The sequence below is a fragment of the Amycolatopsis sp. FBCC-B4732 genome (assembly GCF_023008405.1).
Classification (GTDB): Bacteria; Actinomycetota; Actinomycetes; order Mycobacteriales; family Pseudonocardiaceae; genus Amycolatopsis; species Amycolatopsis pretoriensis_A.
The window spans coordinates 694,375-719,206 of the sequence record NZ_CP095376.1 but is presented as its reverse complement, the minus strand read 5'-3'; the positions used below and the strand labels follow the sequence as shown (position 1 = coordinate 719,206).

Here is a 24,832-nt window from a genome sequence, read left to right as displayed (position 1 = left end):
CCAGGGGTGGGTCATCGGGAATCGGTACCGTCGAGCGCCAGCCGCACCAGCGCTTCGGCGTCCAGTTCGTCCAGGTCGTCGCCGGCGTCGGTGGCGTCTTCGAGGCCGGCCAGCTCCAGCAGCGCCGACATCAGGCCGGCGTCGCGGAACTTCGCCAGCGGCACGGTGGCCAGCGCCGCCCGGATCCGGGCTTCCCCGGGGTCGGCCGCGGCGCCGGGCCGCAGGACATCGAGGAGGTGCGCGGCGAGTGCCGCCGGGGTCGGGTGGTCGAAGACGACCGTCGCGGGCAGGGCCACGCCGGCCGCGGCCGCCAGGCGGTTGCGGAACTCGACCGAGGTCAGGGAGTCGAAGCCCAGCTCGGTGAACGGCCGGGCGGCGGGGACGGCGTCGGCACCGCGGTGCCCCAGCGCGACCGCCGCCTCGGTGCGGACCAAGCCCAGCAGCGTCCGCTCGGCCTCCGCCGGGTCCAGCTCGGCCAGCTCGTCTCGCAGGTCGCCGTCGGCCACCGGCTCGGTTTCCGCTGCGCGCCGTGCTTCCGGCACGCCGAGCAGCAACGCGCTGGACCGCGCCGAGGTGAACGCGGGGACGAACCGCTCCCAGTCGACGTCGGCCAGGGTCAGCGTCGTTTCGTCGCGCCCGACCGCACCGGCGAGCGCGCGGACGGCGAGGGCGGGGCGCAGGGTCCGCAGGCCGCGGCGGCGCAGGTAGTCCTCGGCGTCGTGGTCGGCCGCCATGCCGCCATCGGCCCACGGGCCCCAGGCGAGCGCGGTCGCGGTCCGGCCCCCGGCCCGGCGGCGGCGCGCGAGGGCGTCGAGGTGGGCGTTGGCGGCGGCGTAGGCGGACTGGCCGCCACTGCCCCAGATCCCGGCGATCGACGAGAACAGGACGAAGGCGTCCAGCTCGGTGTCGCCGAGCAGGGCGTCGAGGTTTTCGGCGCCGGCCACCTTCGCGGTCAGGATGTCCGCGAACGGCGCGAGGTCCGCGTCGTCGAGCGGGGTCGCTCCTCCGGTGCCGGCCGCGTGGACGACTGCCGTGAGGTCTTCGCGGATGTCGTCGAGGACCTCGGCCAGCGCGGCTCGGTCGGCTACGTCGCAGGCTGCGATCGTCACCTTGGCGCCCAGGGCGGTCAGCTCGGCCAGGAGGTCTTCCGCGCCGGGCGCCTGGCGGCCGCGGCGGCTGGTGAGGACGATCCGTTCCGCTCCGGCGGTGGCCAGCCAGCGGGCGACGTGGGCGCCCAGCGCGCCGGTGCCGCCGGTGACCAGCACGGTGCCGCGGGGCTGCCACGGGCGTGCGGTGGGCGCGCCGGTGACCGGGGTGAGTCGCCGGGCGAGCCGGCCGGTTTCCCTTACCGCGACCTGGTCTTCGGCCGGGTCGGCCAGTGCTTGGGCGAGCAGTTCTCCGGTTCGGGGGGTGAAGTTCGCGGGCAGGTCGACGAGGCCGCCCCAGCCGGCTGGGCGGTCGAGGGCGGCGGTGCGGCCGAGGCCCCAGACCTGGGCTTGGACGGCGTCGGGGGCGTCGTCGGTGGCGCCGGTCGTGACGGCACCACGGGTGACTGTCCACACGGGAGTGCCGGGGACGGCGCGGAGGAGGGCGAGTGTTGCCGCCACTCCGGCCGGGACGGTGCCGGCTCCCGGGGTCAACGCGAGCAGCGACAGAACGGCGTCCGCCGTCGCGGCGGCTTCCGCCAGGGCCTCGGGAGCCGGGTCGTCGAGCCGGGTCAGCGCGACGCCGTTCGCGGTGAGTACTGCCGCGATCCGGTCGCCGAGCGTGGTTTCCGTCGCCGGAACGGCCAGCAGCCAGGTGCCCGCCGGCCGCGCGCCGGTCTCGCGGGCCGGTTCCCAGGTGACCCGGTAGCGCCAGGAGTCCACAACGGACTCTTCGTCACGCTGACGTCGCCAAGTCGACAACGCCGGCAGCAGCGCGGTCAGGGATTCGCGCTGGGCCTCGTCGATCGCCAGTGCGCCGGCCAGTTCGCCGACGTCCTCGCGTTCGACCGCCGACCAGAACGCCGTGTCCACCGCGGGGGACGGGGTGGCCGGCTCGAGCCAGTAGTGCTCGTGCTGGAAGGCGTAGGTCGGCAAGGCCACGCGCCCGGCGGGGCCGAAGACCGCCGAGAGGTCCGCGGGCGCGCCGTTCGCGAACAGCGTCGACAGCGCGGTCAGCGCCGCCGTTCCGTCCGGGCGGTCGCGCCGCAGCGACGGGACCACCACGACGTTCTCGGACACGTTGTCGCGGGCCATCGAGCTGAGCACGCCGTCCGGGCCCAGTTCCAGGAAGAAGCGGGCGCCCCGGGCTTCGAGCGTCGCGACGCCGTCCGCGAACCGGACGGCCTGCCGCACGTGGTCCACCCAGTAGTCCGCGGTGAACGGCTCCGCGAGAGCACCGCTCACATTCGAGATCACCGGTATCTCCGCCGGGTGGTAGGTGACCTTGTCGGCGGCCGCGCGGAACTCGTCGAGCATCGGGTCGAGGTGCGGTGAGTGGAAAGCGTGGCTGACGCTGAGGCGCTTGGTCCGGACACCGCGGTCCGCGAATTGCGCGGCCACAGCGAGGACTTCGGGCTCGTCGCCGGAGATGACGACGGACGCCGGGCCGTTGATCGCCGCGATCGAAACCCGGTCGCTCAGCAGCGGCAGCACGTCGGCTTCCGGTGCGGCGATCGACACCATCGCACCGCCCTTCGGCAGGGCCTGCATCAGCGCGGCGCGCGCCGAGACGAGCAAGCACGCGTCTTCGAGGGAGAACACGCCGGCGACGTGCGCCGCGGCCAGCTCGCCGATCGAGTGCCCGGCGACGAACGCCGGCCGGACGCCCCACGACTCGAAGAGCCGGTAGAGCGCGACCTCGACGGCGAACAGCGCGGGCTGGGTGAAGCCGGTCTCGTCCAGGCCCGGGGCGTCGCCGAAGACGACGTCGCGGACCGGCACGGTGAACTCGGCGCAGATCGTGTCGAACGCCGCCGCGTAGACCGGGTAGCGGTCGTACAGCTCGCGGCCCATGCCGGCTCGCTGCGCACCCTGTCCGGTGAACAGCACCGCGAGCTTGCCGGCCGACGCCGTGCCGCGGACCAGGCCGGGTGCGGGTTCCCCGGCGGCCAGCGCGTGCAGGCCGGAGACCAGTTCGTCGCGGCTGCCGCCGAGCACGACCGCGCGGTCCTCGAAGCGGGTGCGGGCGAGCAGGGCGCCCGCGATCGCCGCGGGGGAAGGGTCCGCCGGCTCGCGGCCGGGCAGCGCACCCGCCGCCGGGGAAGCATCCGCGACGGCGGCCGCCAGCTTGCCGGCCTGGGCGCGCAACGCCGGTTCGCTCTTGGCCGACAGTGCCCACGCCACCACCGGCGGCTCCGGTACCGCGGCCGGCGGCGGGGCAGTTTCGGTGGGCAGTTCCAGGATCGCGTGGGCGTTGGTGCCCGAGATGCCGAACGCCGAGATCCCGGCCCGGCGCGGGCGTCCGGTCGCGGGCCATGCACGCTGCTCCGTGAGCAGCTCGACCGCTCCGGCCTCCCAGTCCACCCGGGACGAAGGCGCAGCCACGTGCAGCGTCTTCGGGAGCACGCCGTGGCGCATGGCCATGACCATCTTGATCACGCCGGCCACGCCCGCCGCCGACTGGGTGTGGCCCAGGTTGGACTTCAGGGAGCCCAGCCACAGCGGTTCGCCGCGGTCCTGGCCGTAGGTCGCCAGTACCGCCTGCGCCTCGATCGGGTCGCCGAGGGTCGTCCCGGTGCCGTGGGCTTCGACCGCGTCGACGTCCGAAGTGGACAGACCCGCGCTCGCCAGTGCCGCTCGGATCACGCGTTGCTGCGAGGGACCGTTCGGTGCGGTCAGGCCGTTCGAAGCGCCGTCGGAGTTGACCGCCGAACCGCGCAGGAGGGCGAGGACCTCGTGGCCGTTGCGGCGGGCGTCGGACAGGCGCTCCAGCACGACCATGCCCGCGCCTTCGCTCCAGCCCGTGCCGTCGGCGTCGTCCGAGAAGGCCTTGCAGCGGCCGTCCGGGGAGAGGCCGCGCTGGCGGCTGAACTCCACGAAGATGTCCGGCGTGCCGAGGATCGCGACGCCGCCGGCCAGCGCGAGGTCACATTCACCCTGGCGGAGGGCCTGGCCGGCCAGGTGCAGCGCCACCAGCGACGACGAGCACGCGGTGTCCACCGTGACCGCCGAGCCCTCCAGGCCCAGGTGGTAGGCGACCCGGCCGGACAGCACGCTGCCCGCGTTGCCGGTCATCAGGTGCCCTTCGACGCCTTCCGCGGCGGACGTCGAACCGGCGGCGTAGCCCGAGTGGGCCGCGCCGACGAACACGCCGGTGTTGCTGCCGCGCAACGTGCCCGGCTCGATTCCCGCTCGTTCGAACGCCTCCCACGAGACTTCCAGGAGCAACCGCTGCTGCGGGTCCATGGCGAGGGCTTCACGCGGCGAGATTCCGAAGAAGCCCGCGTCGAATTGCGCGGCGCCGGGCAGGAAGCCGCCGCCGGAGGCGTAGAACGTGCCGGGGTGCGCCGGGTCCGGGTGGTACAGCTCGTCGACGGGCCAGCCGCGGTCGGCCGGGAAGCCGCCGATCGCGTCGCGGCCCTCGGCGACCAGGCGCCACAGGGCGTCGGCCGAATCGACGTCGCCGGGGAAGCGGCAGCTCATCGCCACGATGGCGATCGGGTCGTCCGTGCGGTTCCGGGTCGGGACGACCGGGGCCGCCGCGGGGGCCGCGCCGGCCAGTTCGCCGTGCAGGAAGCCGGCCAGCACCTCGGGGTTCGGGTAGTCGAAGACGAGCGTCGCGGGCAGCGTGCGGCCGGTCGCCGTGGCGAGCCGGTTGCGCAGCTCGACCGCGGTCAGCGAGTCGAACCCGCTGTCCTTGAACGCTTTCGCGGCGTCGATCGCCTCGGGGCTCGCGTGCCCCAGCACCGCGGCGACGTGCTTGCGGACGAGGTCCAGCAGTTTTTCGCGCGCCTCCCCGGCACCGAGGCCGGCGAGCTGCGCGGCCCAGCCGTCGTCGGTGACGGCGGTCCGCGCGCTGCGGCGGACCGGCGTGCGCACGAGCCCGCGCCACAGCGGGGCGAGGTCTTCGGCGGCGCGCAGGGCGGCGAGGTCGACGCGCATCGGCACGGCGACCGGGCGGCCGAGCCCGATGGCGGCGTCCATCGCGGCGAGTGCGTCCTCTGTGGACAGCGGCCGGATGCCGGCGCGTTCGATGCGGCCGCGGTCGCGCTCGCCCAGCTTGCCGGTCATCGCGCTGGACAGGTCCCATTGGCCCCACGCGAGCGAAACCGCGGGCAGGCCACGGGAACGCCGTCGCGCGGCCAGCGCGTCGAGGGCGCTGTTCGCCGCCGCGTAGCCGCTTTGCCCGGCCGCGCCGACGATCCCGGCGACCGAGGAGAACAGGACGAACCAGGCCAGGTCGTGGTCCCGGGTAAGCCTGTCGAGCGCCTCCGCACCGTCCACTTTGGCGCGGAGCACGGCGGAAACCCGTGCCGGTGTCTGCGCTTCGAGCACGCCGTCGTCCAGTACGCCGGCCGCGTGCACCACCCCGATCAGCGGCTGCCCGGCGGGGATCGCCCGCAGCACGTCCGCCACGAAACCGGGCTCGGCCACGTCGCCGGCGGCCACGACCGCCTCGACGCCGAGCGCGGTCAGTTCGTCGACGAGCCCGGCGGCGCCGGGTGCGTCCAAGCCCCGCCTGCCGACGAGCACCAGCCGCCGCACGCCGGGGCGGCGGGCGAGGTGCCGGGCCACCGCCGCGCCGAGCGTGCCGGTGCCGCCGGTGACGAGGACGGTGCCGGCGGGTTCGCGAGGAGGCAGGGTGAGGACGTTCTTGCCGATGTGCTTGGCCTGGCTGACGAACCGGAACGCGTCGGCGGCGCGGCCGAGGTCCCAGGCGCGCACCGGCAACGGTGTCAAGTCGCCGCGGCCGAACGCGGCCAGCAGGTCGGCGAAGATGGCGGCGATCCGGTCCGCGCCGGGGTCGCCGAGGTCGAAGGTGTGGTAGCCCGGGCCTTCGCGGACGTCGGTCTTGCCCAGCTCGACGAACTGCCCGCCGGGCTTGAGCAGCTCCAGCGAAGCGTCGGTGAACGCGCCGGTCAGCGAGTTCAGGACGACGTCGACACGGCCGAACTTCTCGCGGAAGTCCAGGGTGCGGGAGCTGGCCAGGTGGGCGTCGTCGAGGCCGAGTTCGCGCAGCGCGGCGTGCTTGCCCTCGCTCGCCGTCGCGAACACCTCGGCGCCCTTCCAGCGCGCGAGCTGCACCGCGGCCATCCCGACGCCGCCGGCGGCCGCGTGCACGAGCACCGACTGGCCCGCTTCGAGGCCACCGAGGTCGAACAGGCCGTAGTAGGCGGTGACGAACGCGACCGGGACGGTGGCCGCCTCGGCGAACGTCCACCCGGCCGGGATCGGGGCCAGGCGGCGGGCGTCGGCGGTGGCCCGCGGCGCGAAGGCGTCGTCGACGAGGCCGAAGACGCGGTCGCCGACGGCGAGGTCGTGGACGTCGGTACCGATCTCGACGACCACACCCGCCGCTTCGGAGCCGAGGCGGGCCGCGGGGTCCGGGTACATGCCGAGGGAGATGAGCACGTCACGGAAGTTGAGGCCGCCCGCGCGGACCTCGATCCGGACGTCACGCGGGTCGAGCGGCGCTTCGGTCGCTTCGGCCAGGGTCAGGCTGTCGGTGGTGCCGCCGCCGGTGGTGACGAGCTGCCACGAGTCGCCGGCCGGTGTCAGCGGCATCCCGGTCGCGCGGACCAGCCGCGGCGCGGTCGCGACGCCTTCCCTGAGCGTCAGCTGCGGTTCGCCGAAGGCGTCCACAGTGGACAGGAGTGCTTCGGAGCGCGGGTCGTCGTCGACGTCGACGAGGAGGAACCGGCCGGGGTGCTCCGACTGCGCGGACCGCACCAGCCCGGCGGCGGCCGCCGCGGCGAGGGCGCCGTCGGCCGCGCCGCGGGTGACGACGACGAGTTTGCCCGCCGGCTCTTCGGCGAGCCAGGTCTGCAGCTTCCCCAGGACCCAGGCGGTGGCTTCGTGCACGTCGTCGCCGGTCACCCGGGCGAACACGAGTTCCTCGCGGGCGGCGCCGGGGTCGGCGGTGACCTCGGTCCAGGCCTGCTCGAAGAGCGTGTCGGGAGCGGTGGCCGCGGCCTGCGCGACCGGGCGCAGCAAGAGCGATCCGACGGTCACCACGGGGGCGCCGGTGGTGTCCCACGCGGTGAGCGCGACGGCGTTCTCCCCCGCCGGGCTCAGCCGGACCCGCAGCTCGGTGGCGCCGGTGGCGTGCACCGCGACGCGGGTGAAGGAGAACGGGATCCGGGCCGCGCCGTCGTCGGGGGTGACGATGCCGAGGCCGAGCGGGTGCAGGGCGGCGTCGAGGAGGGCCGGGTGGATCGCGAACCCGGTGGCGTCGAACGGTTCCGGCAGCGCGACTTCGGCGTATACGTCGGTGCCTTCGCGCCAGACGCGGGTGAGGCCGCCGAAGGCCTCGCCGTAGACGAAGCCCATCGCGGCGAGCCGCGCGTACAGCCCGGTGGTGTCGACCGGCTCGGCCCCCGCAGGCGGCCATTCAACGGCACTTTCACGTGAAAGTGCAGCTTGGCTGACGCTGCCGGTGGCGTGCTGGGTCCAGTCGGCGTCGGCGTGGCGGGAGTGGACGGCGATCGGGCGGCGCCCGGCGGAGTCCGCTGGACCGGCCGAGACCTGGACGGTGACCGCGCCGCGGGCGGGCAGCACCAGGGGCGCGGCGAAGGTCAGCTCGTCGACGACGTCGCAGCCGACCTGGTCGCCGGCCTGGACCACGAGTTCGAGCAGGGCGGTGCCGGGAACCAGGACGGTCCCGGACAGCGCGTGCCCGGCCAGCCACGGGTGGGTTTCCAGCGAGAGGCGTCCACTGAGGACGGTGCCTTCGTCGCCGGCGAGGTCGACGGCGGCGCCGAGCAGCGGGTGTTCGAGCGCGCCCACGCCGACGGCGCCGAGGTCGCCCCGGGCCGCTCCGGCGCGCGGCCAGTAGCGCTCGCGCTGGAACGGGTAGGTCGGGAGGTCGATGCGGCGGCCGCCGGGGAAGAACGCGGCCCAGTCGACGTCGACACCGTGGACGTGAACAGTGCTCAACGCTGTGAGCAGTGCTCTCTCGTCATCCCGCTCTCGTCGCAGAGCACTGATCGCGGTTCCGTCGACCATCGCGCTGAGCACCCCGTCGGGCCCCAGCTCCAGGAAGATTCGGGCACCTTCGGACTTGAGGGTGGCGACGCCATCGGCGAAACGGACCGCCTCGCGGACATGACGGACCCAGTAGTCGGCCGTGAACGGCTCGGCGAGAGCACCGCTCACATTCGAGATCACCGGTATCGCCGCCGGGTGGTACGTGAGGGACTCGGCGACCGCGCGGAACTCCTCCAGCATCGGGTCCATCAACGGCGAGTGGAACGCGTGACTCACCGTGAGGCGCTTGGTCTTGACGCCCCGCGCGGCGAATTCCGCGGCGATGTCCAGGACCGCGGCTTCCTCGCCGGAGATGACCACCGACTCGGGGGTGTTGACCGCGGCGATGGAGACGCCCTCGGTCAGAGTGATCTCGGACTCGGGGGCCGCGATCGAGACCATCGCCCCGCCCGGCGGGAGAGCCTGCATCAGCGAGGCGCGCGCCGAGACCAGGCGGCAGGCGTCCTCGAGGGACAGGACACCGGCAACGTGCGCTGCCGAGATTTCGCCGATCGAGTGACCCGCTACGAAGTCCGGGCGGATGCCGAGGGACTCGACCAGGCGGTAGAGGGCGACTTCGACGGCGAACAGGGCCGGCTGGGTGAACTCGGTGCGGTCGAGGAGCGCGGGGTCGGCGAAGGCGGCGGGAAGGGACGGGTCGAAGTGGGCGAGGACCGCGTCGAAGGCGGCGGCGTAGGCCGGGAAGCGGGCGTAGAGGCCCTGGCCCATGCCGGCTCGCTGGGCGCCCTGGCCGGTGAACAGCACCGCCAGCAGGGCGTCCGGGTCGGCCGTGCCGGTGATGATGTCCTCGCCCAAGCGCACGGCGCGGTGCTCGAGGCGGGCTCGGGTGGTGGCCAGGGAGAAGCCCAGGTCGACCGGGTTCGCGTCCGGGAGGTGGCTGATCAGGGTGTCCAGGGCGGCCGCGTCGTGGGCGGAGAACACCTGGGGCAGCAACGCGTCCGTGGGTTCCGGCTCGGGCTGCGGCTGACCGGCGGGGGCCTGTTCGAGGATGGTGTGGACGTTCGTGCCGCTCACGCCGAACGCCGAGACCGCCGCCCGGCGGGGACGATCGCGCTCCGGCCACTCGCGGGGTTCGGTGAGGAGCTCGACGGACCCGGTCGTCCAGTCCACCTGGGACGAAGGGGTTTCCACGTGCAGGGTTCGCGGCAGGACGCCGTGGCGCAGGGCCTCGACCGTCTTGATGACGCCCGCCATACCGGCCGCCGCCTGGGTGTGGCCGAGGTTGGACTTGACCGAACCGAGCCAGAGGGGTTCCGTGCGGTCTTGGCCGTAAGTGGCCAGGAGGGCCTGGGCCTCGATCGGGTCGCCGAGGCGGGTGCCCGTGCCGTGGGCCTCGACCGCGTCGACGTCCGAAGTGGACAGTCCGGCGTTGGCGAGCGCGGCGCGGATGACCCGCTGCTGGGAGGGGCCGTTCGGGGCGCTCAGGCCGTTGGACGCGCCGTCCTGGTTGACCGCCGAACCGCGGACGACCGCGAGGATCTGGTGGCCGTTGCGCTCGGCGTCCGAAAGGCGCTCCAGCAGGATCAGGCCGACTCCCTCACCCCAGCCGGTGCCGTCGGCCGCGTCGGCGAAGGGCTTGCAGCGGCCGTCCGCGGCCAGGCCGCGCTGGCGGGCGAACTCCAGGAACGCCATCGGCTTGGCCATGATCGCCACGCCGCCGGCCAGCGCGAGCGAGCACTCGCCCTGCCGCAGCGCCTGGCTCGCCAGGTGCATCGCGACCAGCGCGGACGAGCACGCCGTGTCCACCGTGACGGCCGGGCCTTCCAGCCCGAACGTGTACGACAGCCGTCCGGACATCACGCTGGGGGCTTCGCCGGTGAGCAGGTAACCCTCCGAACCGGACGGTCCCTGTTCGAGGTTCGAGCCGTAGCCGGAGCTGCTGGCGCCGACGAACACGCCGGTCGCGCTGCCGCGCAGCGAAGCCGGGTCGACGCCCGCGCGCTCGAACACCTCCCACGCCGTTTCCAGCAGCACGCGCTGCTGCGGGTCCATCGCCAGCGCCTCGCGCGGCGAGATGCCGAAGAAGCCCGCGTCGAACTCCGCCGCGCCGGCCACGAACCCGCCGACCTCGGCGAATTCCTCGTCACCGAAGGAATTCAGGTCCCAGCCGCGGTCGGCCGGGAACGCCGTCAGGGCGTCGACGCCGTCGGTGACCAGGCGCCACAGGTCTTCCGGCGAGCGGACGCCGCCGGGGAAGCGGCAGCCCATCGCGACGATCGCGATCGGCTCGTCGGTCGCGGCGGCCGACGTGACCACCGCGGTTTCGGTGCGGCCCAACAGAAGCCGCCGCAGCTCGTCGGCTAGCGCGGCCGGCGTGGGGTGGTCGAACACCAGCGTCGCGGGCAGCGTCAGCCCGGTCGCCGCGTTGATCCGGTTGCGGACCTCGACCGCGGTCAGCGAGTCGAAGCCGAGCTCGCGGAACGCGCGCCCGGCCGGGACCGCGGTCGCCGAGTCGTGCCCGAGGACCGACGCGGCCTGGGCGCGGACGAGGTCCAGCAGCAGCCGGCGGGCTTCGGCTTCGCCGAGTCCGGCGACCCGGCGGGCCAGCGCCGGGCGCTCGGTCTCCGGCTCGCCGGACGCTTCGAGCAGCGCCCGGACCTCGGGGATGTCCTCGATCAGCGGACGCCGCCGCGAAAGCGTGAAGCCGGGCGCGAACCGCGCCCAGTCGACATCGGCCACGGCCAGGAAGACCTCACGCGCGTCGAGGGCCTGGCAGAGCGCCTCCACCGCGGCTTCCGGCGCCATCTCGCGGAGCCCGCGGCGGCGCAGCTGCTCTTCCAGCTCGACGTCGCCCGCCATGCCCCCGCCGCCCCAGAACCCCCAGGCGACCGAGGTCGCGGCGGCCCCGCGGGCGCGGCGCTGCTCGGCGAGGGCGTCGAGGTAGGCGTTGCCCGCGCCGTACGCCCCCTGGCCGCCGGAGCCCCAGACACCGGCGTTCGAGGAGAAGAGCACGAAGGCGTCGACGTCGTCGCCGAGCAGCTCGTCCAGGTTCCGGGCGCCCGCGACCTTGCCGCCGACGACGTCGGCGAACTCGGCCGCGGTGGTCTCGCGCACCGGCGTGGCCTGCGGCAGCCCGGCGGCGTGCACGACCGCGCGCACCGGCTCGCCGAGGTCCGCCAGCAACGCGGCGAGCGACTCGCGGTCGGCGACGTCGCACGCGGCGATCGTCACCCGCGTCCCGAGCGCGGACAGTTCGGCTTCGAGGTCGGCCGCGCCCGGTGCAGCCGGACCACGGCGGCTCGTGAGCACCAGGTGCTCGGCGCCGTCGGTGGCGAGGCGGCGGGCCACGTGCGCGCCCAGCGCGCCGGTGCCGCCGGTGATCAGGACCGTGCCGCGCGGCTTCCAGCGCTCGGCCGGCGGGGTGAAGGGAGCGCGGACCAGGCGCCGGGCCAGCAGCCCGGACTCGCGGACCGCGACCTGGTCCTCATCGTCCACACCGGACAGTGCGGCGGCGAGCAGGCCCGCGGTCGCGGCGTCCGGTTCCGCGGGCAGGTCGAGCAGGCCGCCCCAGATCGCGGGCAGTTCCAGGCCGATCACGCGGCCCAGGCCCCACGTCATGGCCTGCGCCGGACGGCGGTCGAGCCCACCGCGGGTCAGCAGCCACAACGGCGTCTCGCCGTCGGCCATGGCCTGAGCCAGCGCGAGGTTCGCGGTGGCGCCGGCGGGCAGGAAGTCCGCCTCCGGCGACGGGGTTTCATCGAGCGCGAGCAGCGACACGACCCCGGCGTAGCCCTCCGCGCCGGTGAACTCCGAGACCACGACGGGCTCGGCACCGTGCGCGGCGAGGGCGGCCGGGACACCGGCGTCGTCGTGGCCCTCCGGGACGACGACCAGCCAGCGTCCGGACAGTTCCGGCGCGGACGGCGTGGCGACGGGCTTCCACTCGACGCGGTAGCGCCATGAGTCCACTTCGGACGCGGCGCGGGCGCGTTCACGCCAGCGGGTCAGCGCGGGCAGGACTTCGGCGAGGGTGCTGGCCGGGCCCACGTCGAGCGTGCCGGCGACCGCGTCGAGGTCGAGGCCGTCGACGGCGGCCCAGAACGCGGCGTCCACCGGGTCGGCGGCCGGCTGCGGGGCGACACCCGCGTCGAGCCAGTAGCGGCGGCGCTGGAAGGCGTAGGTGGGCAGGTCGACGCGGTGGGCGCCGGGGAACGCGGGCGTCCAGTCCACGACGACCCCGCGCACGTGGGCCTCGCCGAGCGACCGCAGGAACCGCTCGTACCCGCCGTCGTCGCGGCGCAGCGAACCGAGCGCCTCGACGCCGTCGGCCTCGCCGATCGCCATCGTCAGCACCGGGTGCGGCGAGGATTCGACGAACGTGCCGAACCCTTCCGCGGCGAGCGTGCTGACGGCGACGTCGAGCCGGACGGTCTCGCGGAGGTTCGTGTACCAGTACTCGGCGTTCAGCTCGGCGCCGTCGATCCAGGCACCGGTGACGGTCGAGAAGAACGCGATGTCGCCGGTGCGCGGCCGGATCGGGGCCAGCACGTCGAGGAGTTCGCCCCGCAGCTGCTCGACCTGCGCCGAGTGGGACGCGTAGTCGACGGGGATCCGCTTGGCACGCACGCCGTCCGCCTCGCAGGCGGCGATCAGCGCGTCCAGGGCGGCGGGCTCACCGGAGACGACGACGGCGGCCGGGCCGTTGACCGCGGCGATCGACACCCCGTCGCTCAGCCGCGCTTCGATCGCGGCCAGGGGCGCCGCGACGGAAACCATGCCGCCGCCCCCGGCCAGCGCCAGGATCGCCCTGCTGCGCAACGCGACCACGCGAGCACCGTCCTCGAGGGACAACGCGCCCGAGACGACCGCCGCGGCGATCTCGCCCTGCGAGTGCCCGACGACCGCGTCCGGCACCACGCCGAACGAGCGCCACAGCTCGGCCAGCGAGACCATCACGGCCCACAACGCGGGCTGGACGACGTCGACCCGCGCCAGGGCCGAAGCGTCGGCCAGCACGTCGCGAAGTGAGCAGTCCACAAAGGATGCAAGCGCGGCACCGCATTCGTCGAGCCGGGCCGCGAACACCGGTGACGACGAAGCCAGGTCGAGGGCCATGCCCGCCCACTGCGAGCCCTGGCCGGGGAAGACGAGCGCCGTCCGGCCGGTACCGGCGGTCCCGGTGACCACGTTCGGGGCGGGAATCCCCTCCGCCAGCGCGGAAAGCCCGGCCAGCAGCGCGTCCCGGTCACCGGTGACGACCGCACGGTGCGGGAAGGCGGTCCGGGAGGTGGCCAGCGAGAACGCGAGGTCGGCCAGGTTGTGCTCGGCCGCACACCCCTGCAGCGCAATCGCTTGCGCCTGCAGCGCCTCCGGCGTCTTCGCGGACAGCACCCACGGCACGACCGCCGGCTCGGGCGTCAGCTCGACGTCGACGGTGTCGCCCTGCTCGAGGATCACGTGGGCGTTGGTGCCGGAAATGCCGAACGACGAGATCGCGGCCCGGCGCGGCCGGGCCGGGTCCCAGTGCCGCGGCTCGTCGAGCAGGCGCACCGCGCCGCTCTCCCAGTCCACGTGGGACGACGGCGTTTCCGCGTGCAGCGTCCGCGGCATCAGGCCGTGCCGCAGCGCCTGCACGGTCTTGATCACCCCGGCGACACCGGCGGCGGCCTGGGCGTGGCCGATGTTCGACTTGAGCGAGCCCAGCCACAGCGGCTCTTCGCGGTCCTGACCGTAGGTGGCCAGCAGTGCCTGCGCCTCGATCGGGTCGCCCAGCGCCGTTCCGGTGCCGTGCGCCTCGACGAGGTCGACGTCCGAAGTGGACAGACCGGCGTCGGCCAGCGCCGCGCGGATCACGCGCTGCTGCGCCGGTCCGCTCGGGGCGCTGAGCCCGTTCGACGCGCCGTCCTGGTTCAGCGCGCTGCCCTTCAGCACGGCGAGCACCGGGTGCCCGAGGCGTCGCGCGTCGGAGAGCCGCTCGACCAGCAGGATGCCCGCGCCCTCGGCCATGCCCATGCCGTCGGCGGAGGCGCCGAACGCCTTGCAGCGCCCGTCCGCGGCCAGGCCGCGCTGGCGGCTGAACGCGGTCAGCGACGCCGGCGTCACCATCACCGCGACCCCGCCGGCGAGGGCGAGCGAGCACTCGCCGCGACGCAGGGCCTGCGCGGCCAGGTGCAAGGCCACCAGCGACGACGAGCAAGCCGCGTCGATGGTGAGCGCGGGCCCTTCCAGGCCGAGGGTGTAGGCGATCCGGCCGGACAGCACGCTCGACACGCTGCCGGTGAGCAGGTGCCCTTCGAGGCCGTCCGGGATGTCGCGCATCCGCGCGTGGTAGTCCTGGTAGTTGGCGCCGACGAAGACACCCGCGGACTCGCCGCGCAGCGTGGCCGGGTCGATCCCGGCGTGCTCGATCGCCTCCCACGAGATCTCCAGCAGCAGCCGCTGCTGCGGGTCCATGGCGAGCGCTTCCCGCGGCGAGATGCCGAAGAAACCGGCGTCGAAGTCGGCCACGTCGTGCAGGAAGCCGCCGTGGCGGACGCTCGACGTACCCTGCTCGTCGGCGTCGCCGCCGAACAGCTTCGCCAGGTCCCAGCCGCGGTCGGCCGGGAAGCCGGAGATGGCGTCGCGGCCTTCGGCGACGAGGGTCCACAGGTCGTCGGCGGACCGCACGCCGCCGGGGTACCGGCAGCCCATGCCGATGATCGCGATCGGGTCGTCGGCGTTCGCGACGCGGGTCGCGGTGACGGCCTCGGTGCGTGTGCCGAGCACCTGGTCCCGCAGGTGCGCGGCGAGCCGCCGCGGCGTCGGGTGGTCGAAGACGAGCGTCGCGGGCAGCCGCAGCCCGGTCGCGGCGGCGATCCGGTTGCGGACGTCCAGCGCGGTCAGCGAGTCGAAGCCGAGGTCGGTGAACGGCCGGTCCGGCTCGACGGCGGCGCCGTTCGCGTGCCCGAGCACCGCGGCGGCCTGGGCGCGGACCAGCTCGAGCAGCAGCCGGTCGGCCTCGTCGCCGGAGAGCCCGGCGAGCTGCCCGGCCAGCGCCGGTGCTTCCGCCGCGGGCGCCTTCGCGGTTTCCTTCAGCCGCTTGACCTGCGGCAGGTCGTCGAACAGCGGCCGGGCGCGGCCGGCGGTGAACACCGGCAGGAACCGGGCCCAGTCGACGTCGGCGAGCACGGCGAAGGTCTCGTCGTGGCCGAGGGTTTCGTGCAGGGCCGCGATCGCGGTGGCCGGGTCCATCAGCGGCAGGCCGCGCCGGGCGAGCTGCCCGGTGTCGACGCCTTCGGACATCCCGCCCTGGCCTTCGATCTCCGTCGGGGCCCAGACGCCCCAGGCGATCGACGTCGCGGTCGCGCCCCGGGCCCGGCGCCGCTCGGCGAGGGTGTCGAGGAAGTTGTTGGCGGCCGAGTAGCCGGCGTGGTCGCCGCTGCCCCAGACCCCGGCGATCGAGGAGAACAGGACGAACGCGTCGAGGTCGTCGCCGAGCAGCTCGTCGAGGTGCCGGGCGCCGGCCACCTTGGCGCGGACGACCTCGGCGAACCCGGGCAGGGTCGTCTCGGTCACCGGCAGCAGCTCGACCGTGCCCGCGGCGTGGAAGACCGCGCGGACCGGCTCGTCGAGGTCCACCAGCAGGCCGGCGAGGGCGTCGCGGTCGGCGACGTCGCAGCGGGCGAGCGTGACGCGGGCGCCGAGGGCTTCCAGCTCGGCGGCCAGCTCGGTGGCGCCGGGCGCGTCCGGGCCGCGGCGGCCGGTCAGCACCAGGTGCGACGCGCCTTCCCCGGCGAGCCAGCGGGCGACGTGCGTGCCGAGCGCGCCCGTGCCGCCGGTGACGAGGATCGTGCCTTCGGGCCGCCACCGCGCCGGCCGGGCCTGCTCGCCCTTGCCCGCGGTGTGCAGCCGCCGGACCCGGACGCCGCCGGGCCGCACGGCCAGCTGGTCTTCGTCGCCGCGCGCGGCGAGGATCCGGCCGAGCTGGTCCAGTTCGGCGGCGGTCGGCTCCGCGGTCAGGTCCACGAGACCGCCCCAGCGGTCGGCGTGCTCCAGCGCGAGGACCCGGCCGAGGCCCCAGAGCAGCGACTGCTCGACACCGGGCAGCTCGTCGGCGGGGCCGGTGCGGACCGCGCCGCGGGTCAGCACCCACAGCGGCGCGGCGATCCCGGCGTCACCCAGTGCCTGGGCGAGAACGAGCGTCAGGATCAGCCCCGCCGGGCTCGCCGGGAACTCCGGGTGCGGCCGTTCGTCGGCGGCGAGCAGCGAGACGATCCCGTCGAACGGCCCGGTGAGGCGCTCGGCCAGCGCGCCGCGGCCGGTGTCGGTGAGCACGAGGGTCTCGACGTCGGCGGTGCGCGCGAGCGCGTCGACGACGTCCTGCCCGGAGCCGTCTTCGCCGCGCACGACGAGCCAGCGTCCGGACGGCGTCGCGGCGGGGAGATCGGCGGGCTTCCAGGTGATCCCGTACCGCCAGGCGTCCACAGTGGACTCGATGGTCCGGCGCCGCCGCCACTGGGCCAGCGCGGGGAGGACCTCGTCCAGCGGGGTGTCGACGGAGACGCCGAGGGTGCCCGCGAGGTCCGCCGGGTCGTCGCGGTCGACGACGTCCCAGAACCGCGCGTCGGCCGGGGCGACCCGGCCGCCGTGGCCGTCTTCGGTGTGCAGCCAGAAGCTTTCGCGCTGGAACGGGTAGGTGGGCAGGTCGACGCGGCCCGCGCCGGGGAACGCCGGGGTCCAGTCGACCTCGACGCCGGCGCAGTGCGCTTCGCCGAGCGCCAGCTGGAACCGGGCGAGCCCGCCGTCACCGCGGCGCAGGGTGCCCAGCGCGGTCGCGGTCTCGCCGATGGCCATCGTCAGCACCGGGTGCGGCGACGCCTCGACGAACGTCCCGAACCCGCGCTCGGTCAGCGCGCGGACGGCGTCGTCGAGCAGCACGGTGCCGCGGAGGTTGGTGTACCAGTACCCGGCGTCCAGCTCGGCGCCGTCGGCCCAGTCGCCGGTCACGGTGGAGAAGAAGCCGGTCCCGGCGGTCCGCGGGGTGATCGGGGCGAGCACGTCCAGGAGTTCGTCGCGGATCTCTTCGACCTGCGCGGAGTGCGACGCGTAGTCCACCGGGATCCGCTTGGCGCGGACGCCGTCGGCCTCGCACGCCGCGATCAGCGCGTCCAGGGCCCGGGGTTCACCCGAAACCACCACCGCGGCCGGACCGTTCACCGCCGCGATCGACAGCCCGTCGGTCAGCAGTGCCTCGACGTCCGCCCGCGGGGCGGCCACCGAAACCATGCCGCCGCGCCCGGCCAGCGCCAGGATCGCCTTGCTGCGCAACGCGACCACGCGGGCACCGTCCTCGAGGGAGAGCGCACCCGACACCACGGCGGCCGCGATCTCACCCTGCGAGTGCCCCACGACCGCGTCCGGCACGACGCCGTACGACCGCCACAGCTCCGCCAGCGAAACCATGACGGCCCACAACGCGGGCTGTACGACGTCGACCCGCGCGAGCGCGTCCGCGTCGGCCAGAACGTCCCGCAGCGACCAGTCCACAAAGGACGCCAGTGCCACCGCGCATTCGTCGAGCCGGGCCGCGAACACCGGCGCCGAAGAAGCCAGCTCCAGCGCCATCCCGGCCCACTGGGAACCCTGGCCGGGGAAGACCAGCGCGACCTTGCCCGGCTTCCCGGCCACTCCGGAGACCACGGCGTCGTCCGGAGCACCGGCGGCAACTGCGGCGAGCCCGCGGAGGAGTTCGTCCCGGTCGTGCCCGACGACGACGGCCCGGTGCTCGAACCGCGCCCGCGTCACGGCCAGGGAGTGGCCGACCTCGGGTAGCTCCAGATCGTCCACATCGGACAGACGAGTCGCCTGCGCGCGCAGGGCTTCCGCGGTGCGTCCCGACAGCACCCACGGGACGACCGCCGGCACCGGCGCCGGTTCGGGGACTTCAGCGGGCGGCGCGGCTTCGAGGATCGCGTGGGCGTTCGTCCCGCTGATGCCGAACGACGACACCGCCGCCCGGCGCGGGTGGTCGCGCTCGGGCCACTCGACGTCGTCGGCGAGCAGCCGGAGCGTACCGCCGGACCAGTCCACTTCGGACGTCGGCCGCCCGGCGTGCCGCGACTTCGGCAACGTCGAGTGCTGCAACGCCAAGACGGCCTTCATCACCCCGGCGACACCCGCCGCGGCCTGGGTGTGCCCGATGTTCGACTTCACCGAACCGAGCCACAGCGGCTGTTCCGGCGACCGGCCGCGGCCGTAGGTCTCCAGCAGCGCCTGCGCCTCGATCGGGTCGCCGAGCGGCGTGCCGGTGCCGTGCGCCTCCATCAGGTCGACCTGGCTCGCCGCCACGCGGGCGTTCGCGAGCGCGTCGAGGATGACGCGTTCCTGCGACGGCCCGTTCGGCGCGCTGAGCCCGTTCGACGCGCCGTCGGAGTTGACCGCCGAGCCGCGCACGACCGCGAGCACCGGGTGCCCGTTGCGCTGGGCGTCGGAAAGCCGTTCGAGCACCAGCATCCCGGCGCCCTCGGCGGCGCCGAACCCGTCGGCGTCGGCGGAGAAGGGCTTGCACCGGCCGTCCGGGGAGAGCGCCCGCTGCCGGCTGAGCTCGATGAGGATGCCCGGGGTCGCCATCACGGTCACGCCGCCGGCCAGCGCCAGCGAGCACTCGTCGCGGCGCAGCGCCTGCACCGCCCAGTGCAGGGCGACCAGCGAGGACGAGCACGCGGTGTCGACGGTGACCGCGGGGCCCTCCAGGCCGAGGACGTAGGCGATCCGGCCGGACGCGACACTGGTGATCGTGCCGGTCAGCAGGTGCCCCTCGACCGATTCGGGCACCTTGTGCGAGCTCGGCACGTAGTTCTGCTGCATGGCCCCGACGAACACGCCGGTGCGGCTCGACTTCAGCGTCCGCGGGTCGATGCCGCCGCGCTCGAGGGCTTCCCACGACGTCTCCAGCAGCAGCCGCTGCTGCGGGTCCATCGCGAGGGCCTCACGCGGGGAGATGCCGAAGAAACCCGCGTCGAACCGGTCGGCGTCGTGCAGGAAAGCGCCGCCGCGCATGGAGAACGTGCCCGGCCGCGAGGGGTCCGGGTCGTACAGCGACGCGAGGTCCCAGTCCCGGCCGTCGGGCAGCTCGCCGATGACGTCCTCGCCGTCGGTCACCAGCCGCCACAACGCTTCCGGCGTCTCGATCCCGCCCGGGAAGCGGCAGCCCATGCCGACGATCGCGATCGGCTCGGTTTCCCGCGCCTCGAAGTCCCGCAACCGCTGCTTGGCCTGGCGCAGGTCCGCGGTGGCCAGCTTCAGGTAGTCGCGAAGCTTGTCCTCGTTCGACATGTGCCGTCAACTCCGTGCCTTGTACGCGCCTTGGTGGCGGCGGTGGCCCGACCCCGTCTCAGGACAGGTCGAGCTCTCGGTCGAGCAGTGCGAAGATCTCGTCGTCCGACGCGGCGTCGAGCGGGGCGTCCCCGGCTTCGGGGCCGCCCGCCTCGTCCGTGCCGTCCAGCCGGAACAGCAGGTCGCGCAACCGGACCTTGACCCGGCCGTGCAGCGGCGGCCCGCCCGCGTCCGCGAACAGCGCCTGCTCCAGCCGGTCGAGCCCGGCGAGCACGTCGGAGCCCTCGGTGGACGGCCGGAGCGCGCCGAGCAGGTGCCCCGCCAGGGCGTCCGGGGTCGGGTAGTCGAAGACCAGGGTGGTGCGCAGCTTCAGCCCGGTCGCCTCGGCGAGCCGGTTGCGCAGCGCCACCGCCGTCAGCGACTCGAACCCGAGCTCGCTGAACGCGCTGTCGCCGTCGATCCCGGCCGCGGTGTCCCGGCCGAGGACCTCCGCGGTGTGCTCGCGGACCAGGTCCAGCACCAGTTCGGCCCGCGCGGGCTCCGGCAGCGCGGTCAGCCGCGCGGCGAGCCCGCCCTCGGGCGCGGTGCGGGTGACCGGCTCGGCGTGCGGAGCTCGGACGTACTCCCCCGGCAGCGCCCCGAGCACGACGTTTTCGGCGGAGAAGACCGGGCGCCCCACGCTGTCGGTGGCCGCCACCGACACCGAGTCCGGGCCGGTGGCCCGCAGCCGTACGCGCAGTGCCGGCGCGCCCGCCGTGTGCAGGGCCAGCCCGCTCCACGACGACGCGAGCCAGCCCTCGGACTCCGCCGCGGCGGGGAACAACGCGACCGACTGCAGCGCGGAGTCCAGCAGCGCGGGGTGGATGCCGTACCCGGCACCGCTCCCGGCCTGCACCGGCAACGCCACTTCGGCGAACAGCTCGCCGTCCAGCGACCAGGCGCCGGTGAGCCCGCCGAACTCGGGGCCGAGTTCGATCCCGTGCGCCCGCAAGCGATCCCGCGCGATCGAGGCGTCTTCGGCGACCGCGCCCGGCGGCGGCCATTCGACCGGCGGTGCGGCCGCGCCCGCCGCGCCCGCGGTCTCGGCCATGATCCCGGTCGCGTGCCGGGTCCACGGCCCGCCCTGGGCGGCGCCGACCGAGTCGGGCCGGGCGAACACGCCGATCCGGCGCGCCCCGGCGTCGTCGACCGGGCCGATCCGCACCTGCAGGCACAGCGCCTCTTCGGCGAAGACGACCGGCAGGTGCTGGGTGAGCTCTTCGATCCGGGCGCAGCCCAGCTCGGACGCGGCGTGCAAGGTCAGCTCGACGAGCACGGCCGAGGGCAGCACGGTCCGGCCGAACACGGTGTGGCCGGCCAGCCACGGCTGCTGCGCGGCCGACAGCCGTCCGGTGAACAGCCAGCCGCCGTCCTCGGCGAGTTCGACGGCCGCGCCGAGCAGCGGGTGCCCGGCGGCCAGCAGGCCGGCGGCGGCGACCGTGGCGTCCGAACCGGACTCCGGCAGCGTCACCGGCTCCGCGCCGCCGGGGAAGGCCGCCGTCCAGTCGACGCCGACGCCGGACACGTAGGCCGCGGCGAGCGAGCCGAGGAACGAGCGCGGGCCGTCTTCACGACGGCGGATCGAGCCGAGCACCACCGCGCGGCCGTCCAGCGTGTCGATCGTGTCCTGCACCGCGACCGTGAGCACCGGGTGCGGGCTGATCTCGGCGAAGACGCCGAGGCCCTGCGCGACGAGCCCGCGGGTGGCCTCGTCGAAGCGGACCGGGTTGCGCAGGTTCCGGAACCAGTAGCGGGCGTCGAGGACGGCGGTGTCGAGCGGGCCTTCGGTCACCGTCGAGTGGAACGGGACGGCGGTCGACGACGGCGCGAGCGGGGCGAGGTCGGCCAGCAGCCGGTCGCGGATGCCGTCGATGTGCCGCGAGTGCGCGGCCAGCCCGACCGGGATGCGCCGGGCCCGCACGCCCTCGGCGGTCAGGTCGGCCAGGAGCTCCTCCACCGCACCGGAATCACCGGAGACGACCACCCACGACGGCGCGTTCACGGCACCGATGTCGAGCCCGTCCCGGCCCGCCAGCCGCGACCGGACGTCGGCGACCGGCAGGGGGACGGAGATCATGTCGCCGCGGCCGGACAGCGTGGCCTGCGCCTGGCTCCACCGCGCGGCCACCCGCATGCCGTCCTGGTGGGACAGCGCGCCGGTCGCGCAGGCCGCGGCGACCTCGCCGAGGCTGTGCCCGACGACGGCGGCGGGTTCCACGCCGTGCGAACGCCAGAGGGCGGCCAGCGCCACCATCACCGCGAACAGCACCGGCTGCACGACGTCGGCGCCGTCGTCCAGCGTGGGCGCGCCGGGACGCCCGTGCAGAACGTCCACAATGGACCAGTCGGCGAACGCGGCGAGCGCGGCGTCGCAGCGCGCGATCTCCCCGGCGAACACCGGCGACCACTCCAGCAGGTCCAGCGCCATGCCCGGCCACTGCGAACCCTGGCCGGGGAAGACGAACACGACCCGCTCGGCGCGCCGGGCGCTGCCGCGCACGACGTCCGGCGGGTTCTGCCCGGCCGCGAGGGCCTCCAGCCCGCGCAGGCCGCCGTCGCGGCCGCCGGAGAGCAGCACGGCCCGGTGCGCCCGGCCGGTGTCCTCGGCGGCGACCGAGCGCGCGAACGACTCGAACGGCGTGTCGGGGTGCTCGGCGAGGTAGCGCGCGAGGCGGTGGGCCTTCGACCGCAGGCCCGCCTTGCTGTCGGCGGAGACGATCAGGGGCACGACGTCGTGACCGCTGCCGGTGTGCTCGTGCTCGGTCGTCAGGGTCGGGGTGGCCACTGGTGTACCTCCGGGGTCGGGCGTCCGGCTCTCAAGGAAGACGCACGGAAAACGGGTTCCGGAACACGTCGCCCGGGTCCCAGCGCGCCTTGACCCGCTGCAGCCGCGGGTAGTTGTGCTGGTGGTAGAGCTCGTGCCAGGCCAGCCCGGAGCGGTTCCACCGCTCGTCCTGCACGTCGAAGTCCGGGTTGTTCACGTAGGAGCCGTTGGTGCGCTCGTCCGGCACCGGCACCCCGCCGGTCCCCGCGTAGACGTCCGCGTAGAACTCGCGCAGCCACGCCAGGTGCGCCCCGGGCTGCTCGGAGGCGTCCCAGTGCGTCGAGTAGACGAGCTTGAGGATCGAGTCGCGCTGCGCGATCGCGGTGTCGGCCGGCGAAAGGGCGTTCATCTGCCCGCCGCAGCCGACGAACATCACGCCGGCGCGGTGGTTGCCGTAGTCCTTGCGCAGCAGGTGCCGGTAGATCTTGCCGGCCTGCTCGTCGGTGCAGCGCTTGCGCAGGTCGGCCGCCTTGATCTTGAAGCTCAGCGTGTGGTCGCCGCTGTCGGCGATGCCGCCCCACGACGTCGAGTGCAGCCACGGCAGCTCCTGGCGGCTGCTCAGCGCCGGGGCGACGCCGAGGTCGCGGCGGATCGCGGCCACGTAGTCGTCGAGCAGGCCGGCCGCGTTCGGGAGCGAGCTGTCGATCTGGGTCGACATGGCGACGAACTGCGAAGCGCGCGTGCCGCACCAGAGGCCGCTGTAGAGGTCGTCGTAGGGCGAACCGGGCGCGCTGTTGCGCTCGTACCAGTCGCCGTGGTTGCGCAGCAGGCGGGTGAACGCGGCTTCGTCGAGCATGTCCCAGACCCAGACGTCCTGCTGCACCAGCAGCCGCGCGGGCGGGGTGGGCAGCAGCGCGGACGGGGCGCCGGTCACGCCGGGGATCCGCAGCCAGTAGCGCGTGACCACGCCGAAGTTGCCGCCACCGCCGCCGGTGTGGGCCCACCAGAGGTCGTGGTTCTCGTCGTCGGGGTCGCGGGTCGCGACCACCGCGCGGGCGGTGCCGTCGGCGTCCACCACGACGACCTCGACCGCGTACAGGTGGTCGGAGACGTAGCCGAACTTCCGCGACAGCGGGCCGTACCCACCGCCCGCGATGTGCCCGCCGAGGCCGACGCTCGGGCAGGAGCCGGCCGGGATGGTGACGCCCCAGCGCTTGTACAGCGTCCGGTAGGCCTGGCCCACGGTCGCGCCCGGCTCGACGGCGAAGGCGTCGCGCCCGGGGTCGAAGTCGATGCGGTTGAGCTCGGAAAGGTCGATGACCACCTGGACGTCCGGGGCGCCGACCATCGCCTCGACGCAGTGGCCACCGCTGCGGACCGCGATCCGCCTGCCCTCGCGGACGGCGGTGCCGACCGCGGCCACGACCTCTTCGGTGGAAGTCGCCACGCAGACGTAATCGGGTTTGCCGACCCAGCGCTGGTTCACCCCGCGCACGAGATCGGCATACCGGGCGTCGTCCGGCAGAACCGTTACCGCACCCATCGATCGCCCTCATTCCCGAGTTTATCCAACCTCGCCGAACACTACGGTGACGCCGCTGACCGCTCCAACCCCTAACCCCCCGAAACCGCTGCTCACCAGCCTCTTGCTTAGGGGCGCGCTAGGGGTTACCGGCCCGATCGGCCGCTGCTAACTTCAACGTGCGGAAATCTTTATTCTGCCGGACTGCGCTAGTTAAAGACAGGGCGGGAAATCGTGGCCGAACTCCATTCATGGCACCCGATCGACGAGCAGTCGGACGACAAGGAAGTAATCATCACGGTTGATTTCACGGTCACCGGGCGACCGGAGGCGGGGTTCGCCGAGCTCGCGACCCACCTCGAGACGCCCTACGGCGTGTGGGAGAGCCTGCCGCCTGCCGTCGGCGACGAAACCGGCATGAACGGCGACGACTACCTCGACCGGTGGACCACCGAGCTGCGGGCCAGCGGCGTCGAGGTCAAGGCGGTGTTCGGCTACTGCGCGTCCAGCGTGTTCGCGCTGGCCATCGCCGACCGGATCGCGACCTGGCAGGACAAGCCGCGGGTCGTGCTGTTCGATCCGACCGCCGCGACCGGGTTCACCGTGCTCCACTACGGCTTCTTCCGCGTGGTGGACGCCCTCGCGGCCGTGCTCACCGACGACGAGGTCAGCGACGCGCACGCCGCCGGCCAAGCCGCGCAGCAGACCCACGACGACCTCGAGACGCTCACGAAGGAGTTCGTGCGCATCTACCGCGAGGTCGGCGGCACCGCCTTCGAGCGCGTCGGCCTGGAAGCCGACCGCGCCGAGGAGCTGGTCTCGTGGTTCAGCAGCTACATGACCTACCTCGTGGCGGCCTCGCAGCTGACCGTCCCCGCCGACCTGGCCGGCGTCGACGTGATCCGCTCGGCCGAACTGCCCGGCGCGCTGGAGATCGGCGCGCGCGAAGTCCGCTTCGACATCGACCACTCCGGCCTGCTCAGCCAGCCGGAGGTCGCGCAGGCCGTCCGCGGCCTGCTCGTCTGACCGCCCCTTCCTTCGGAGAATCCAGCAGGAGAGCTG

The 24,832-nt window shown here is 74.4% G+C and carries 4 protein-coding genes; 1 reads left to right on the top strand and 3 read right to left on the bottom strand.

What is annotated here, in order from left to right; genetic code table 11:
* Nucleotides 1-11: 11 nt before the first annotated feature.
* Genes MUY14_RS02810 through MUY14_RS02800 form a run of 3 tightly spaced genes read right to left on the bottom strand, consistent with a single transcriptional unit; the run spans nt 12 to nt 23,791 of the window.
* Nucleotides 12-19,445, bottom strand: a complete 19,434-nt coding sequence (locus tag MUY14_RS02810; RefSeq protein WP_247020480.1) for a type I polyketide synthase — start codon at nt 19,443-19,445, stop codon at nt 12-14.
* Between the two features lie 58 nt (nt 19,446-19,503).
* On the bottom strand, nt 19,504-22,269 hold the full coding sequence (locus tag MUY14_RS02805) for an acyltransferase domain-containing protein (protein ID WP_247020478.1): 2,766 nt from the start codon (nt 22,267-22,269) through the stop codon (nt 19,504-19,506).
* Between the two features lie 31 nt (nt 22,270-22,300).
* Nucleotides 22,301-23,791, bottom strand: a complete 1,491-nt coding sequence (locus tag MUY14_RS02800; RefSeq protein WP_247020476.1) for an FAD-binding protein — start codon at nt 23,789-23,791, stop codon at nt 22,301-22,303.
* Between the two features lie 213 nt (nt 23,792-24,004).
* On the opposite strand from MUY14_RS02800, the gene MUY14_RS02795 reads away from it, so the two are divergent.
* Nucleotides 24,005-24,796, top strand: coding sequence for a hypothetical protein (locus tag MUY14_RS02795; RefSeq protein WP_247020474.1), 792 nt, complete (start codon nt 24,005-24,007; stop codon nt 24,794-24,796).
* Nucleotides 24,797-24,832: the final 36 nt, after the last annotated feature.

Bases quoted from the DNA above. Each gene is read 5' to 3' on its own strand.
- MUY14_RS02810 (WP_247020480.1), bottom strand. From the start codon at position 19,445: ATGTCGAACGAGGACAAGCTTCGCGACTACCTGAAGCTGGCCACCGCG.
- MUY14_RS02800 (WP_247020476.1), bottom strand. From the start codon at position 23,791: ATGGGTGCGGTAACGGTTCTGCCGGACGACGCCCGGTATGCCGATCTC.